Origin of the sequence: Mycobacterium ulcerans subsp. shinshuense (genome assembly GCF_002355775.1) — a bacterium.
Classification (GTDB): Bacteria; Actinomycetota; Actinomycetes; order Mycobacteriales; family Mycobacteriaceae; genus Mycobacterium; species Mycobacterium marinum.
Genome location: NZ_AP017624.1, coordinates 1,339,870 through 1,355,319 on the forward strand (window position 1 = coordinate 1,339,870; position 15,450 = coordinate 1,355,319).

At 67.0% G+C, this 15,450-nt stretch carries 10 protein-coding genes and 2 pseudogenes; 5 read left to right on the forward strand and 7 right to left on the reverse strand.

All coding sequences use genetic code 11. The features are described 5' to 3' along the window. Nucleotides 1-291 precede the first annotated feature (291 nt). The 4 genes and pseudogenes from SHTP_RS30665 to SHTP_RS06240 form a co-directional block, all read right to left on the reverse strand. Nucleotides 292-476: pseudogene (locus tag SHTP_RS30665) on the reverse strand (PGRS repeat-containing protein); the annotation flags it as partial. Between the two features lie 1,041 nt (nucleotides 477-1,517). Beyond that, nucleotides 1,518-2,018: pseudogene (locus tag SHTP_RS30670) on the reverse strand (PE family protein); the annotation flags it as partial. A gap of 402 nt (nucleotides 2,019-2,420) precedes the next feature. Continuing rightward, nucleotides 2,421-3,623 carry an ISAs1-like element IS2404/ISMul1 family transposase gene (locus tag SHTP_RS06235; RefSeq protein ID WP_420872952.1) on the reverse strand — a complete coding sequence of 401 codons (1,203 nt, stop codon included), beginning with the start codon at nucleotides 3,621-3,623 and terminating at the stop codon, nucleotides 2,421-2,423. Nucleotides 3,624-3,742: 119 nt separating this feature from the next. Further along, nucleotides 3,743-5,191 (reverse strand): PE family protein, encoded by a 1,449-nt coding sequence (locus SHTP_RS06240; protein WP_420872953.1) that lies wholly within the window; start codon nucleotides 5,189-5,191, stop codon nucleotides 3,743-3,745. A gap of 150 nt (nucleotides 5,192-5,341) precedes the next feature. Here SHTP_RS06240 and SHTP_RS06245 point away from each other — a divergent pair, with 150 nt between their 5' ends. The 4 genes from SHTP_RS06245 (at nucleotide 5,342) to puuE (ending at nucleotide 9,924) form a co-directional block, all read left to right on the forward strand. Further along, nucleotides 5,342-6,544, forward strand: a complete 1,203-nt coding sequence (locus SHTP_RS06245) for an ISAs1-like element IS2404/ISMul1 family transposase (RefSeq protein ID WP_420872954.1) — start codon at nucleotides 5,342-5,344, stop codon at nucleotides 6,542-6,544. Between the two features lie 232 nt (nucleotides 6,545-6,776). Then, the gene (locus tag SHTP_RS06250) at nucleotides 6,777-8,060 is read left to right on the forward strand and encodes a DUF6986 family protein (protein ID WP_096372347.1); all 1,284 of its coding nucleotides are present in this window, start codon (nucleotides 6,777-6,779) and stop codon (nucleotides 8,058-8,060) included. Further along, nucleotides 8,057-9,016, forward strand: a complete 960-nt coding sequence (alc, locus tag SHTP_RS06255; RefSeq protein WP_096370083.1) for an allantoicase — start codon at nucleotides 8,057-8,059, stop codon at nucleotides 9,014-9,016. The genes SHTP_RS06250 and alc overlap by 4 nt, the downstream gene beginning before the upstream one ends. Before the next feature lie 17 nt (nucleotides 9,017-9,033). Then, nucleotides 9,034-9,924, forward strand: coding sequence for an allantoinase PuuE (puuE, locus tag SHTP_RS06260; protein WP_085979794.1), 891 nt, complete (start codon nucleotides 9,034-9,036; stop codon nucleotides 9,922-9,924). On the opposite strand, the gene SHTP_RS06265 is transcribed toward puuE, so the two are convergent. Continuing rightward, entirely contained in the window at nucleotides 9,903-11,429 is a 1,527-nt protein-coding gene (locus SHTP_RS06265; RefSeq protein WP_096370084.1) for an NCS1 family nucleobase:cation symporter-1, read from the reverse strand. The two genes, puuE and SHTP_RS06265, sit on opposite strands and share 22 nt — an antisense overlap. Before the next feature lie 108 nt (nucleotides 11,430-11,537). After that, nucleotides 11,538-12,992, reverse strand: coding sequence for an HNH endonuclease signature motif containing protein (locus SHTP_RS06270; protein ID WP_096370085.1), 1,455 nt, complete (start codon nucleotides 12,990-12,992; stop codon nucleotides 11,538-11,540). Between the two features lie 114 nt (nucleotides 12,993-13,106). Between SHTP_RS06270 and SHTP_RS06275 the strand changes: the two genes are divergently transcribed. After that, nucleotides 13,107-14,003: an alpha/beta fold hydrolase gene (locus tag SHTP_RS06275; protein WP_096372348.1), complete on the forward strand. Its 897-nt coding sequence runs from the start codon at nucleotides 13,107-13,109 to the stop codon at nucleotides 14,001-14,003. Nucleotides 14,004-14,068: 65 nt separating this feature from the next. Here the strand turns inward: SHTP_RS06275 and satS are convergent, their stop codons facing one another. Then, entirely contained in the window at nucleotides 14,069-15,403 is a 1,335-nt protein-coding gene (gene satS, locus SHTP_RS06280; RefSeq protein ID WP_096370086.1) for a protein export chaperone SatS, read from the reverse strand. Nucleotides 15,404-15,450 lie beyond the last annotated feature (47 nt).

Genomic DNA, 15,450 nt, shown 5'->3' on the forward strand with positions numbered 1-15,450 from the left:
GGCGATGTAGTTTGACGCCACCCTGGCGCCGCCTTGCCCGCCGGCCCCGGCGTCGCCGGACAGCCAGCCGCCGCCTCCGCCGTTGCCACCGGTGCCGCCATTTCCGGCATGGATTCCAGTCCCGCCACCCGCTTCTCCGCCGGTGCCGCCTTGGCCGCCGATGCCCCCGCGGCCCCACCAGCCGGCGGCTCCGCCGGCTCCGCCGTTGCCGCCGTTACCGCCGTTGACACCGGGCAAGCCGGCGACGGCGTCTCCGCCGGTTCCGCCGGTTCCGCCGTTGCCGAACAGCCAGCCACCGGCGCCGCCGTTGCCACCGGCGCCGCCGTTGCCGATCAACCCGGCTGCACCTCCGGCCCCCCCGGCTTGCCCGGCGGCGCCGGAGCCGCCGGCGCCGCCGTTGCCGTAGAGCCAGCCGCCGTCGCCGCCGGCTTGCCCGGTGCCCCGTCGGCGCCGTCGCCGATTAGTGGGCGGCCAAAGATGTCGGGGATCCCGTTGCCCGAGTACAGTCGTCCGCCCACGCCGCTGGCGCCGGCGCTTCCGGTCACCCCCGCGGCCCCGGTTCCGCCGACCCCGCCCTCCCCGCCGCCACCGCCGGCACCGATCAGCTGTGCCGCCCCGCCGTTGCCGCCGTTGCCGTCGTTGCCGCTGTAGCCCGAGACTTGGTTGGTATTGCCGGCGCCGCCGGCGCCGCCGGCGCCACCATTGCCGATCAGCCCGCCGATGCCGCCGGTGCCGCCATTACCGCCGCTGCCGCCGGCGCCGCCGTTGCCGTAGAGCCACCCGCCAGCGCCACCGGTCCCGCCGGCCCCGCCGTCGCCGGTAAACGTCTGGCTTGCCCCGCCGGCCCCGCCGGCGCCACCGGCGGCGCCGGCGCCGAACAATCCGGCGGCACCACCGCTGCCACCCGCGCCGCCGTTGCCGGGAAAGACGGGGCTGGTACTGTCCAGGACCCCGCCGGCCCCGCCGGCCCCGCCGGCCCCGGCGTTACCACTGAGCCACCCGGCGCGCCCACCATCGCCACCGGCGCCGCCGTCGCTCGCGCCGACTAATCCCGCCGGTCCGCCGTCGCCGCCTTGTCCGCCGGCTCCGCCGTCGCCGAAGAGCCCGGCGGCGCCCCCGGCCCCACCGACCCCGCCGGCACCGGCAACCAGGCCATGGTCGGCGGCGTTGCCGTCTCCGCCGACTCCGCCGTTGCCGCCGGCCCCGGCGTTGCTGGCGAACCATCCGCCGTTGCCGCCGCTGCCGCCGTTGCCACCGGCCCCGCCCGTTTGGCCGTATGCGATATCGGCCGGGTCGCCGCCGGCGGCCCCGCCCTCGCCGCCCGCGCCGCCGGCCCCACCAGTGCCCCACCAGCCGGCCGCGCCACCGTTGCCGCCGTTGCCACCGTTGTTGCCGTTGAAGCTCACCGGCCCCGGCGCGCCGGCCCCACCGGCGCCACCGGCGCCGCCGTTGCCGTAGAGCCAGCCCCCGGTCCCGCCGGCACCGCCGGAGCCACCGGCGCCGCCGATCCCGCCGGCACCGCCGTTGCCGATCAACCCGGCCGCCCCGCCGGCCCCGCCGGCCACTCCGGGGTTGGTGCCCGCGGCGCAGTTACCGCCGTTGCCGTAGAGCAGTCCACCGGCTCCGCCGGCCTGCCCTGGCGCGGTTCCGTCGGCGCCGTCGCCGATCAGCGGGCGCCCCAACAGTGCTTGGGTGGGGGCGTTGACGACATTGAGCAGGTCTTGCAATGGCGTGGCGGCGGCGGCCTCGGCGCTGGAGTACAGGCCGCCACCCGCGGTCAGGGCCGCCACGAATTGATCGTGAAACGCTGTCATCCGGGCGCCGAGGCTCTGATAGTCCAGGGCGTGGCCGGAAAACAGCGAGGCGATGGCTTCGGAGACCTCATCGGTCCCGGCGGCCAGCAGCTCCGCGGTGGGTGCCGCGACCGCGGTATTGGCCGTGTTGATCGCCGAGCCGATATTCGCCAAATCCGACGCCGCGGCCGTCACCATCTCCGGAGCCACCAACACAAACGCCATCGCTGCCCTCCAAGCCAGAAATAAATCAGTAAAATCGGCAGGCGTTTACGCTAAAGGCTGAATGCGTTGCCTATCGGTCTTTTGGCCGAATTTCATATGTCGCATCGGATTAGCGCAGGATTAATTTGAATCCATTTGTGGCGAAATGAAATTGGTCGGGTGGCGATTGCGCGGATTGCCAGGTCCTAACGCTCCGGTTTGTTGCGGCGCGAAGAAGCATTGCGCCGTTGGCTCCCAACATGATTGGTGCAGATCGGGTGGCGAGGTGCCTATCCGCCGGAATCGCCGAACACCAGTCCGCCGGACCCGCCGGCGCCGCCGGCTCCGTCCTGTCCGTCGGTTCCGGCCGGGATGTTGTTGGGCGGATCGTCGGGCCCGCCGGCAGGGCTCCGGCGTTGTTGATTAGCAGGCTTGTGAGCTGGGGAATTGTGGATTGAGGAGGTCTAGGCGGCGGTTGGCGGTCAAAGCGGTGATCCGGCAGGCTTCGGCGATGTTGTCGGCGCCGTTGAGGCGGTGCAGATTGATCGCGGTGTTGCGTAGCGTTGCTAGGACCTGTGCGCCGTTTCCGGTATGTGCTCTTTGACGGTCTTCGTCGAAGGTGACGTCGCGTATCCAGTGCAGGCTGTTCTCGATTCCCCAGTGTTGACGCATCCAGGTCATGATCGCGGTAGGGCGGGCGTGCTCGAACGGCAGGCTGCAGATGGCATAGACCACCTCCACGCTGCGCTGGTCGGTGGCGGTGATCAAGCGTTCACGAGTGATCCGGATGATTTGTTTTGCGTAGGGGAAGCCGATTCCTCGTGCAGCGGTGATGATTTGCAGGGTGCGGGTCTCGACACGGCCGTGGCCGCGGGAGTCGTCGGTAGCGGCTGCGGGCACCTCGGCCCAGGGCAGCGCGGTGATACGCGCAAGTATTTTGGCTTGGTTGGACTTGACGATCATCAGGTAGTGCGACTTCAAGGTGGCGCAGATCAACTTCGCGGTGACGACCTGGGTATGCATCGCATCCACGGTGACCAGCCACCGCAAGCTACCCGGCAGCAGCGTGAGCAGGGCACGTACGCAGGGAATTTCATTGCTTTTCTCGGCGACAGCGAGTTGACCGAGCACCAATCGGGCACGGTGGGCGAACACCGACACGAGATGCGTGGCTGTCGCTTTGGCGCGTAAAGCACCACGCAGCATCTTGCCGTCCAACGCGATCGGCACCAATCCACTGGGGTCGCTGCTGGCCACGTATGCAGTGAAGTAACTGCCCATCCTGGCGTTGAGGTCGGCGGGGTCTAGCCGAGACAAAACAGCGCGGAAGGTCTTCTCACTGGGCCGCCGGAACCGGACCCCTAATTGGGCCAACACATCATCGGGAGCGGTGGCCGCCCATGTGGCAAAACCAGCATAGCCGCGCATCCCCGCGGCAGTGGCCAGAACCGCGATCGCCAACAAAGCCATCAGCGAATACCTCCGACCGCGTGGGCCCCTCGGGTCTGGCACCGAGGCCAACACATCGAGAAACTCCGATCCGATGAGCTCGCTGCGCTCACCAGGACTCCAGCGGTCGAACACCTCTGGAACCGACGACACAGGCAATACTGAAACGGTAGGCACGAGCAACTCCAGACCAACGACGAACAGTAACCAACTCGATCGTTCTCCAGATAGCCCGTGCCTACACTCCGGCCCCAATAGCGCGGCACCAAAGATCATCAACCCAGTTCACAAGCCTGCTAATCAACAACGCCGGAGCCCTGGCTTGCTCCACCAACTCCGCCGGCGCCGCCGGTTCCACCGGTCCCGAATAGTCTTGCGGCTCCGCCGCTACCCCCGGTTCCGCCGTAGATATCACCCGAACCGCCGGTGCCGCCGGTGCCGCCGGCGCCTCCGCTGCCGCCCAGCCAGCCGCCCTGGCCGCCGTGGCCGCCGTTGCTGCCGACGGCGATGCCCGCCCCGGCGGTTCCGCCGGCGCCGAACAGTCCGGCGGTCCCGCCATTGCCGCCGGCGCCCCCGCTGCCGCCAGTGCTACCGCCTACCAAGGGGTCGGTCGCCGCTCCGCCGGTGCCACCGGCGCCGCCGTTGCCGATCAACCCGGCTGCACCTCCGGCCCCTCCGGCTTGCCCGGCGGCGCCGGAGCCGCCGTTGCCGGCGTTGCCGTAGAGCCAGCCGCCGTCGCCGCCGGCTTGCCCGGTGCCCGGTGCCCCGTCGGCGCCGTCGCCGATTAGTGGGTGGCCAAAGATGTCGGGGATCCCGTTGCCCGAGTACAACCGTCCGCCCACGCCGCTGGCGCCCGCGCTTCCGGTCACCCCCGCCGCGGCCCCGGTTCCGCCAGCCCCGCCGACCCCGGCCACTCCGCCGCCGCCGGCACCGATCAGCTGTGCCGCCCCGCCGTTGCCGCCGTTGCCGCCGTTGCCGCCGCTGTAGCCCGAGGGGCCGGAGGCGCTGCCGGCGCCGCCGGCGCCACCGGCGCCACCATTGCCGATCAGCCCGCCGATGCCGCCGGTGCCGCCATTACCGCCGTTGCTGCCCAAGCCCCCCGTCCCGATCCCGGCGCCGCCGGCCCCGCCAGTGCCCCACCAGCCGGCCGCGCCGCCGTTGCCGCCGTTGCCGCCGCCGTTGCCGTAGAGCCAGCCCCCGGTCCCGCCGGCCCCGCCGGCGCCACCGGCGCCGCCGTTGCCGTAGAGCCAGCCCCCGGTCCCGCCGGCACCGCCGGAGCCACCGGCGCCGCCGATCCCGCCGGCACCGCCGTTGCCGATTAACCCGGCCGCCCCGCCGGCCCCGCCGGCCACTCCGGCGTTGGTGCCCGCGGCGCCGTTACCGCCGTTGCCGTAGAGCAGTCCACCGGCTCCGCCGGCCTGCCCTGGCGCGGTTCCGTCGGCGCCGTCGCCGATCAGCGGGCGCCCCAACAGTGCTTGGGTGGGGGCGTTGACGACATTGAGCAGGTCTTGCAATGGCGTGGCGGCGACGGCCTCGGCGCTGGAGTACAGGCCGCCACCCGCGGTCAGGGCCGCCACGAATTGATCGTGAAACGCTGTCATCCGGGCGCCGAGGTTCTGATAGTCCAGGGCGTGGCCGGAAAACAGCGAGGCGATGGCTTCGGAGACCTCATCGGTCCCGGCGGCCAGCAGCTCCGCGGTGGGTGCCGCGACCGCGGTATTGGCCGTGTTGATCGCCGAGCCGATATTCGCCCAGGGCTCCGTCGTTGTTGATTAGCAGGCTTGTGAGCTGGGTTGATGATCTTTGGTGCCGCGCTATTGGGGCCGGAGTGTAGGCACGGGCTATCTGGAGAACGATCGAGTTGGTTACTGTTCGTCGTTGGTCTGGAGTTGCCCGTGCCTACCGTTTCAGTATTGCCTGTGTCGTCGGTTCCAGAGGTGTTCGACCGCTGGAGTCCTGGTGAGCGCAGCGAGCTCATCGGATCGGAGTTTCTCGATGTGTTGGCCTCGATGCCAGACCCGAGGGACCCACGCGGTCGGAGGTATTCGCTGATGGCTTTGTTGGCGATCGCGGTTCTGGCCACTGCCGCGGGGATGCGCGGCTATGCTGGTTTTGCCACATGGGCGGCCACCGCTCCCGATGATGTGTTGGCCCAATTAGGGGTCCGGTTCCGGCGGCCCAGTGAGAAGACCTTCCGCGCTGTTTTGTCTCGGCTAGACCCCGCCGACCTCAACGCCAGGATGGGCAGTTACTTCACTGCACACGTGGCCAGCAGCGACCCCAGCGGATTGGTGCCGATCGCGTTGGACGGCAAGATGCGGCGTGGTGCTTTACGCGCCAAAGCGACAGCCACGCATCTCGTGTCGGTGTTCGCCCACCGTGCCCGATTGGTGCTCGGTCAACTCGCTGTCGCCGAGAAAAGCAATGAAATTCCCTGCGTACGTGCCCTGCTCACGCTGCTGCCGGGTAGCTTGCGGTGGCTGGTCACCGTGGATGCGATGCATACCCAGGTCGTCACCGCGAAGTTGATCTGCGCCACCTTGAAGTCGCACTACCTGATGATCGTCAAGTCCAACCAAGCCAAAATACTTGCGCGTATCACCGCGCTGCCCTGGGCCGAGGTGCCCGCAGCCGCTACCGACGACTCCCGCGGCCACGGCCGTGTCGAGACCCGCACCCTGCAAATCATCACCGCTGCACGAGGAATCGGCTTCCCCTACGCAAAACAAATCATCCGGATCACTCGTGAACGCTTGATCACCGCCACCGACCAGCGCAGCGTGGAGGTGGTCTATGCCATCTGCAGCCTGCCGTTCGAGCACGCCCGCCCTACCGCGATCATGACCTGGATGCGTCAACACTGGGGAATCGAGAACAGCCTGCACTGGATACGCGACGTCACCTTCGACGAAGACCGTCAAAGGGCACATACCGGAAACGGCGCACAGGTCCTAGCAACGCTACGCAACACCGCGATCAATCTGCACCGCCTCAACGGCGCCGACAACATCGCCGAAGCCTGCCGGATCACCGCTTTGACCGCCAACCGCCGCCTAGACCTCCTCAATCCACAATTCCCCAGCTCACAAGCCTGCTAATCAACAACGCCGGAGCCCTGGATATTCGCCAAATCCGACGCCGCGGCCGTCACCATCTCCGGAGCCACCAACACAAACGCCATCGCTGCCCTCCAAGTCGGATTCCCCATCAACAAGATCGACAGCGCATGTTGGCATCCGGGCGTTTCGATTGTGATTCATATGATTTGCTGAAGCCCCGTCCAATTCATGGACGCCCCGTCGTGCTTGCCCGCCATTGGCTGTCAGCCGGGTGCGGGGCATCTGTGATGATGGGCGGGTGGCAGCAGCGACCGAAAACCCCAAATCGGGGTCTAGACCCGTCGACTCGCCGGCTCTCGCACACATCGATGCGGTATTGGCGCAGGTTGACCAGGAGTTGGCGGCTCGCTACCCGGGCGACGGCCCCGGCGTGCAACCGGTCCACACCGTGTACGTCAGCGCCGCCGAAGCTACCTCCCAGACGCCTTCCCAGTGGGGTGCCGCCGCCGCCGCGTTGCTGCAGCGCCATGTCGACCTATTGAGCGAACTTGGCGACGATGCGGCACTTGGGTTGGTCCAGCGACGTCTGGCCGCCGGCCCCATCGAGGACCTACGGCTGGACTTGGAGGACGGGTACGGGATACGCGGTGACGACGTGGAGGACGACGACGCCGTGCGCGCCGGACAGACGTTGCGGTCGCTGGGACTGCCTGTCTGCGGCGTCCGGATCAAGGGCTTGACCAGCTCCGAGTGGCGTCGGGCGCTACGCACACTGGAGCTGGTGCTCGACGGTGCGGGTGGCGTTCCGGACGGTTTCGTCTTCACCGTGCCCAAGCTTCGCGCCGGGGACCAGGTCGGCGCGGCGGTGCAATTGTGTGAGGCCCTGGAAACAGCGCACGGCTTGCCGACGGGCGCTCTGAAGTTCGAATTGCAGATCGAGAGCCCGCAGGCAGTCATCGGCCCGGACGGCGCCGCTATCCTCGCACGAGCGATCCACATGTCGCAGCGCCGCTGCACCGGCCTGCACTACGGCACCTACGACTACAGTGCCGCGTGCGGGATCGCACCTCAGCACCAGGCGCTCGATCACCCGGTGGCCGACCACGCCAAGGCGGTGATGCTTGCCGCGGCCGCGCAGACCGGTGTCCGGGTCTCCGACGGATCCACCAACGTGGTGCCTGAGGGAACCGAAGAGCAAGTGGTGCAGGCGTTTCGGAGTCACTACCGGTTGGTCACCCGGTCGCTGGAACGCGGTTATTACCAGGGATGGGACATGCATCCCGGCCACCTGGTCACCCGATGGCTTGCCACCTTCACCTTTTTCCGGGCGGCGCTGGGCGTTGCCGCCCCGCGGCTGCAGGCTTATCTCGAGCGCGCCGGTGGTGGTGTCATCGACGAGCCGGCCACCGCGGAGGCACTGGCGGCGGTCGTGCTGCGTGGCCTTGATTGTGGAGCCTTCAGTGCCGACCAGGTGCGCGACGCCGCACCTGGCGCCACTGAGTCAGTGCTGCGAGCCCTAAAAATGCGAATACCGCAGGAGTACAACCCTTCATGACAGATACCCCGGACTTCACCTGGCTGCCCGATCTGGCGCTGCGACCGCTTGGCGGCGCGGTGATTTGGGCCAACGATGAGTCGTTCGCCGAAAAAGAGAACCTGATCAATCCGGGCCCCGCAAGCTATCGCCGGGCTTCCTTTGGGCACAAGGGCCAGGTCTATGACGGATGGGAGACCCGCCGTCGCCGTGAGCCTGGTCACGACCAGGCGATCGTGCGACTCGGTGTCCCGGGTGTGATCTGCGGTGTGGTGGTCGACACCGCGTGGTTCAAGGGCAACTACCCGCCCGAAGTCTCGATCGAGGCGTTAGCGGTCGACGGTTATCCGCCGGCCGAGCAGCTGGCCAGCGACGGTGGCTGGGTAACGATCGTGGCCCGTGCCAAGGTGGTCGGTGACGCCGACAATCCCTTTGTGGTCAGCTCCGAAAAGCGTTGGACCCATGTGCGGCTCAGCATCTATCCGGACGGCGGCGTGGCGCGGTTGCGGGTACACGGAGAGGGACGTCCCGACCGTCGGTTCCTAGGTGCCGGCCCGCTGGATCTGGCCGCGCTGGAAAATGGCGGGCTGGTGCTGGACTGCTCGAACCGCTTCTACAGCTCGCCGCAGCACGTCATCTTCCCGGGCCTGGCGCGAGTCATGGGTGACGGTTGGGAGACTGCCCGGCGTCGTGACGATGGCAACGACTGGGTGCTGATCAAGCTGGCCGGCCCCGGCGTGGTGCGGCTGGTCGAAATCGACACGTCGTATTTCGTCGGGAATAGTCCGGGCGCGGCGGCGGTGGTTGGTCGGCAGCCCACTGGCGAATGGATCGAGCTGCTACCGCGCACCAACCTCTTGCCCGACACCCGGCACCGGTTTCTGGTCAGCACCAAAGATGTGGTGGATCAGGCTCGTTTGGAGATCTATCCGGATGGCGGGCTATCGCGGCTGCGGCTGTTCGGGGACCTGGCGTGACGGGGTATCCGCGGGATATGACCGGGTATGGTCGCACGCCGCCCGATCCCCAGTGGCCCGGCGGTGCGCTGATCGCGGTGCAATTCGTGCTGAACTACGAAGAGGGGGCCGAAAGCAGCGTCCTCGACGGCGACTCGGGGTCAGAGACCTTCTTGTCCGAGATCGTGCCCGCACAGTCATTTCCGAACCGGCACATGAGCATGGAGTCGCTCTACGAATACGGATCTCGGGCGGGCGTGTGGCGGGTGCTGCGGGTCTGCGAGCAATCCGGCGTGCCGCTGACCATTTTCGCCGTCGCCCAGGCGATGCAGCGAAACCCAGAGGTGGCAAAGGTTTTTCGTGAGCTCGGTCATGAAATTGCTTGCCATGGGCTGCGTTGGAAGTCCTACCAAGAGATCGACCGGGATACCGAGCGGGCCCACCTGTCCGAGGCGGTGCGAATCCACCATGAGCTCACCGGGTCCGCGCCGCGCGGTTGGTACGGCGGTCGCGACTCACCGCACACCCGCGAGCTGGTGGTCGAACACGGTGGTTTCCTCTATGACTCCGATTCGTATGCCGACGACCTGCCGTACTGGGTGCGGGTCGGCGCCAGCGATCACCTGGTCGTGCCGTACACCCTGGATACCAACGACATGCGATTCGCCTCACCGGCGGGGTTCTCCAACGGCGATGAGTTCTTCGCCCATCTGCGCGACGCGTTCGATGTGCTGTATGCCGAGGGGCGTGCGGGCAGCCCGAAGATGCTATCCGTCGGTTTGCATTGCAGGCTGGTCGGCCGCCCGGCCAGAACGGCTGCCCTGCAGCGCTTCCTCGACCATGTGCGGTCCCACGATCGGGTGTGGCTGGCCCGGCGCGTCGAGATCGCCGAGCACTGGCGCGAGGTTCATCCGGCGCCAACCGGGTGATAGGGCGGCGCTATGGCGAGCCGGCCGCGGGTAGCCAACAGGTAGTAGACGACTAGCGCGACACCGCAGCCGATGAACCAGCTGTACTCCGCGGCGGTGTACATGCCGTAGACATCGCTGGCCAACACCGGGACCATGGCAATCGCCGCTGACACGGCCGTGGCGATGACCGCGGCGGGGTTGTATCCCTTGCGGTACCAGTAGGTTCCGTCGTGCGAGAGGCTGAACAGGTAGTCGACGACGACGTGTTGCTTGCGCACCAGGTAGTAGTCCGCGATCAGCACGCCGAACAGTGGGCCGATGAAGGCGCCAAGGGTCTCGAGCGTGTAGTGGATGACATCAGGGTGGTTGTACAGATTCCACGGCGTGATCAGCGCCGACCCCACCGCCGCGATCATCCCGCCGGTTCGCCAGCTGATCCGCTGCGGGTTGACGTTGGAGAAGTCGAACGCAGGGGAGATGAAGTTGGCTACGATATTGATGCCGATGGTCGCGATGGTGAATGTCGAAGCGCCCAGAATGATCGCGAAGGTGGAGTCGATGCGTGCCACCGTCTGCACCGGGTCGGTGATCAGTTCGCCGAACACCGGAACGGTGAGCGAGGCCGTGACCACCACCAGAAGCGAGAACAGCAGGAAGTTGAGCGGCAGCCCCAGGAAATTTCCCTTGCGTACCGCGCCGAACGAGCGTCCGTAGCGGGAGAAGTCGCCGAAATTGAGCATCGGGCCGGAGAAGTAGGACACCACCAGCGCGATGGCCCCCAACATCACCGGTATCGCATCCCATCCGGAGTACCTCACGTCGCCGAGATTCAAATCGATGGCAGCCCAACCGGCCTTGCTGATGAGATATCCGGACAGCGCGAATATCACGACGTATACCGCAGGACCGCAGAAGTCGATGAACTTGCGAATGGCCTCCATGCCGCGCCAGAACACGCATGCCTGCAGAACCCACAGAATCAAGTAGCTGGCCCAGCCCAGTGCCGGCAACCCCAGGAATCCGTAGTCCTCGACGACGGCGTAGCGGGCCAGGCCGGGAAACAGCTTGATCATGACCACATCGAGTGCGGCCGAAGCAAGGTATGTCTGGATTCCGTACCAAGCCACCGCGATCAGCCCGCGGATGATTGCCGGGATGTTCGCGCCGAGAACGCCGAATGCGGTCCGGCAGATGACGGGATACGGCACGCCGGTTGCCTGACTGGGCCGCGCCACCAGGTTGCACAGGAAGTAGACGATGGTGATCGCGATGACCAGTGAGACCAACACCTGCCAGCTGGCCAGTCCCAGCGCGAACAGGCTCCCCGCCGTCACGTAGCCCCCGACGCTGTGCATGTCTGACATCCAGAAAGCGAAGATGTTGTAGGTGCCCCACGTCTGCTCGCGCAGCGGCGCCAGGTCGTCGTTGGTCAGCCGAGGGTGATAATCGGGCTTGATGTTGGCGGGTCCGGCTCCATGGCTTGGCGAATGCACTGGACTGTGCGGTGCGGTGGTGTCGATCATGGCTCTTCCGTCGGGCGTCGATGAACCCATGACACTATTTCCAAGGTATTGCCGTCACATTTCGCGCGGGCTATGTGCCTATTGCGCGTGAGGCGGATGGGTCCAGCGTTAGAAGGGTGGCGGTTCCTCGTCATCGGATGCCGATGCGTCGCGCGGCCCGAAATAGCACTCTTCCCAACGCCGTCGCCGGGCTTCGCGGCTAGTCATGTTGTGGTTGCGTTCGGCCGCAATGCGTGCGGCCGAGCTTTGGGCGCGAGTTCGGGCGCGTTTGGGCATCATCGCGTCGCGGCTTCCGCAGTGATCCTGTGGCTTCCGAGCGGGGGGCGGCAGCTCTGGGCTGGGCGCGAATAGTCCCGGGAGAAGCCATGCGCTGCCCGGCGTGGTGACGTAGGTCTGCCCATCGGGCAACGACCAGATGACAGTTGCATCCGGTAGCTGCTCGTCGTGCCAGCCCCAAAATGTCTTGAGCAGATGATGTTTGCGGCAGAGGCATTTCAGGTTCGACGGGTGCGTCGCTCCGCCGTCGCTGTACGGGATTGTGTGATCGACATCGCACTGGGTTGCGGGTCGATCGCAGCCGGGAGCCCGGCAGGTCAGGTCGCGGGCGCGAACAAAGTCCATCAGTGCCGGGGACGGTACATATCCGGTTTCGGCCAGTATCGGCGTCGACAATGGTTGGAGCTTGGCTGATTTGGCCAGTTCGCGCACGATCTCGGCGGGGATGATCCCGTCGCCCGGAAGAACTCCCGGCGCCTCGCCCGCCCCGTCCACCGTCTCGCGACCCGCAACAACGTGAATCACCACTCGGCTGGGTTGTTGCGGAGCGCCCGCGGCCGGGCAGTCCGTCCTGCCGCAGTCGCATATCAGCCGGTCCTGACCGGCGGCCAACGTGCCCAGTGCGTCCGCACGCCGCTGTACGACGGTACGCGGATCATCGGCACAGACTGTCTTGGCGAGTTCATCGAGGCGACGCGCTAGCGCCTCGGCCGTCGCCGAGAAGACCTGGCCGTTGACCAAGGCCATCCCGGGCTCGAGCGGGGCGCAGTCCACATGCCGGTCGGCGGCATCGCGTCGCGAGCGGCGTACCGCGTCGCGATCGAATTTTGCAACCACGCGATCGACCTCTGTCGCGAGCTTCCAACTGGTCATCGATGGCCAGCGGGGCGCCTTGATGGCCAGTCGAGCGTCCACGGCCGCCAGGGCGTCAGAGTCGGTGATCAGATCGATGCGAAACACAATCGTGCGGAACAGCCGAAAGTCGATGCCGCCGGCCCGGAACTCCGCACCCAACTGCGGTAGCCGCTCACGCATCGCCCGCGCATAACGCAGGTTGCTGTGCCCCATCGCCACGCTGGTGTTTAGCGCTGCGGCGACCTCAGCCGCTACCGCGTCGCAGGTGTCGGCCACCCAATCCTCGCGGTTGCCGTGCTGGGACAGCCGCAACCGGAACAGATCGCCGATGGCCGCCAGGCGTTCCGCGGCAGCCCGGGCCTCGGCCCGCGCGGCAGCGGTGATCCGAGTCAGGGGCGCGGAATCGTCAGTATCGAACACATATTCGATCATATGCTGGTCCACCGACACCGTGGGGCGCAGCGCCTGAGCACGCACATCGCGGCCTACCATCGCTCGTGTGCTGCGCAACCGGGTCACCGCCCCCGCCGGGGCGGCGCGCGCCTGATGCAGACCTTGTCGGAAGACATTCGCGCCGACGAGGCCAACGTGGTCACCTTGCCCGATGGGCGCGAACTTGCCTGCCTCGAATGGGGCGACCCCACCGGATACCCGACGTTCTACTTTCACGGCACACCCAGCTCGCGGCTGGAAGGAGCCTTCGCCGACGGCGCCGCGCGGCGTGCCCGGTTTCGGCTCATCGCCGTCGACCGGCCCGGCTACGGGCGATCGACGTTCCAAGAGGGCCGCACATTGCGGGACTGGCCGGCAGACGTCTGCGCTTTGGCCGACGCGTTGGGGTTGGACAAGTTCGGCGTGGTGGGTCATTCGGGGGCGGGACCGCACCTGTTCGCCTGCGGTGCCCGGATTGCCCTCTCGCGTCTGGCGTTCATCGGCGCACTCGGCCCCTGGGGGCCGCTGGCGACGCCGGAAATCATGGGTAGCCTCAATTTGGCGGACCGGTCCTACGCCCGTCTGGCCCAACATGGGCCGCGGTTGTTTCACGCCCTGTTCGCCCCGCTCGGTTGGTGTGCAAAGTACGCACCCGGACTGTTCACCAAGCTGATAACCGCTTCGGTACCCGCGGTCGACAAGCACCGGATGCGTGACAAACGCTTCGTCCAACACTTCCAGGCGGTGCAGCTCGAGGCGTTTCGGCAAGGCAGCCGGGGTGCCGCATACGAAGCGTTTCTCGAGTATCGGCCGTGGGAGTTCGACCCCAGTGAGGTGGACGTGCCCACCCATATCTGGCTGGGCACCCACGACAGCTTCGTGCCGCGCGAGATGGGGGAGTACCTCGAGCGTGTGATCCCCAACGTCGAGTTGCATTGGGCCGCCGGCAAGGGCCATTTCAACGTCGAGGACTGGGATGCGATTTTCGCTGCCTGCGCCGCCGACATCTGAGCTCGCGACGCTGTTCGCGCCTTAGCCGCGACGCTTTGGTTATATGTCGTCGCCGGCTGGCGGCGCTATTCGCGCCTTAGCCGCGACTCCACGAACCGCTCCAACTGTTCCCACTCGCGCACCGCTTTCGCATACGGAGCCGCCGGCTTGCTGCCCGAATCGGGGTCCAACACGTAGGCCACCAACTTGCCCAGCGGCTTGGCCGGGTTGAGCGCCTTGTCGACGGTGCCTTCCTCGGAGTAGTCGCCGATGTCGCGGAGCAATTCGACGGCCAGGTCGAGCTGGTCATGATCCACCGCCTCGGGTCCGTCGGCGAAATCGTCGGCCAGCCCGGTCAACACATAGATGTTTTCGTCGGTCACATCCACCGCCAGTGAGCCGTCCGTGGCGGCGGTGCGGATGTCGTCGTAGGTGGCCAAATCCGACAGATCGTGATCATGCTCGTCGGCAAGATAGCGCGCGAGCGCCCGCTCGGAGCTGAAGACGCTGATCCGGCCGTTGCGGCCCAGGAAGATCGGGCGATCGTCCAGGTAGCAACGAAGCGTGTAGAGGTTGCCCGCGCCGGTCATGATCCGGATCGGGTCAATCCCCACCTTCAGCCAGAAATCCTCGTCGCCGCCCAGCACGACGGTGTCGCCGGCGGCGCGGTCTTCTTCGACGGAGTCTTCCTCGTCTTCCTCGTCTTCCTCGTCTTCCTCGTCTTCGTCCTCGGCGGCCTCGTCCTCGTCGTCCTCATCCGCGGAGTCAGCGCTGGCCTCGTCGTCCTCGCCGGCTGCGCCCTCGTCCTCTTCGGGCTCCTCGGGCTCCTCTTCCAATTCCTCGGCGGCCTTGGCGGATAGCTTTTCGTCAACCTCAGGGGTACTGACGACTTCTTCGATCGCCTTGAGCACGTCGTCCCAGCTGCGAGCGATGATCTCGGCGATCGCGTTCCAGCGTTTCTGGCCGGCTTTACCGGAGAAGTAATCGATGCCGCCCGACACGGTGCCCAGCGTGGGATTGCCGTTGAAGAACTTCGAAACCGCCGTCAGCTCGCAGACCGATCCGATCGACGACACGATCGCCAGGGTTGCGGCCATCGCGTTCACCGATTGCTCGGTCGGCTTTTCGGCCACCAGCTCCTCGACGATGACCAGATCGAACTTCTTGTCGTCGGCCGGATCGAAGTTGTGGGCGTGGGCCTCCGTCAGGTCCTGCCACCCCGGGTGATCAACCAGGTCGTTGTCGGTGTCGGTGCGTACGAATGCGACGAGGTCCGCGACGCTGTCGAAGACGTAGAGGTCCTCGTCCTTGCCCAGGAACGCCTCCCACTCGTCCCCGGAGTCACGCCAGCGCGGTGCCCACAGCGTGTAGTGGTCACCATCGGGCAGGCTCAGGCGAATGGGCACGAGGTCAGCAGCCATGCGGCACAGAATAGCGACGGCCCGCCGGCGGGCCCGGCCCGGTAGTG

Coding starts and splice junctions, on each gene's coding strand:
- SHTP_RS06270 (WP_096370085.1), bottom strand. CDS start 12,992: ATGATCGAATATGTGTTCGATACTGACGATTCCGCGCCCCTGACTCGG.
- SHTP_RS06265 (WP_096370084.1), bottom strand. CDS start 11,429: ATGATCGACACCACCGCACCGCACAGTCCAGTGCATTCGCCAAGCCAT.
- alc (WP_096370083.1), top strand. CDS start 8,057: ATGACAGATACCCCGGACTTCACCTGGCTGCCCGATCTGGCGCTGCGA.
- SHTP_RS06275 (WP_096372348.1), top strand. CDS start 13,107: ATGCAGACCTTGTCGGAAGACATTCGCGCCGACGAGGCCAACGTGGTC.
- puuE (WP_085979794.1), top strand. CDS start 9,034: ATGACCGGGTATGGTCGCACGCCGCCCGATCCCCAGTGGCCCGGCGGT.
- satS (WP_096370086.1), bottom strand. CDS start 15,403: ATGGCTGCTGACCTCGTGCCCATTCGCCTGAGCCTGCCCGATGGTGAC.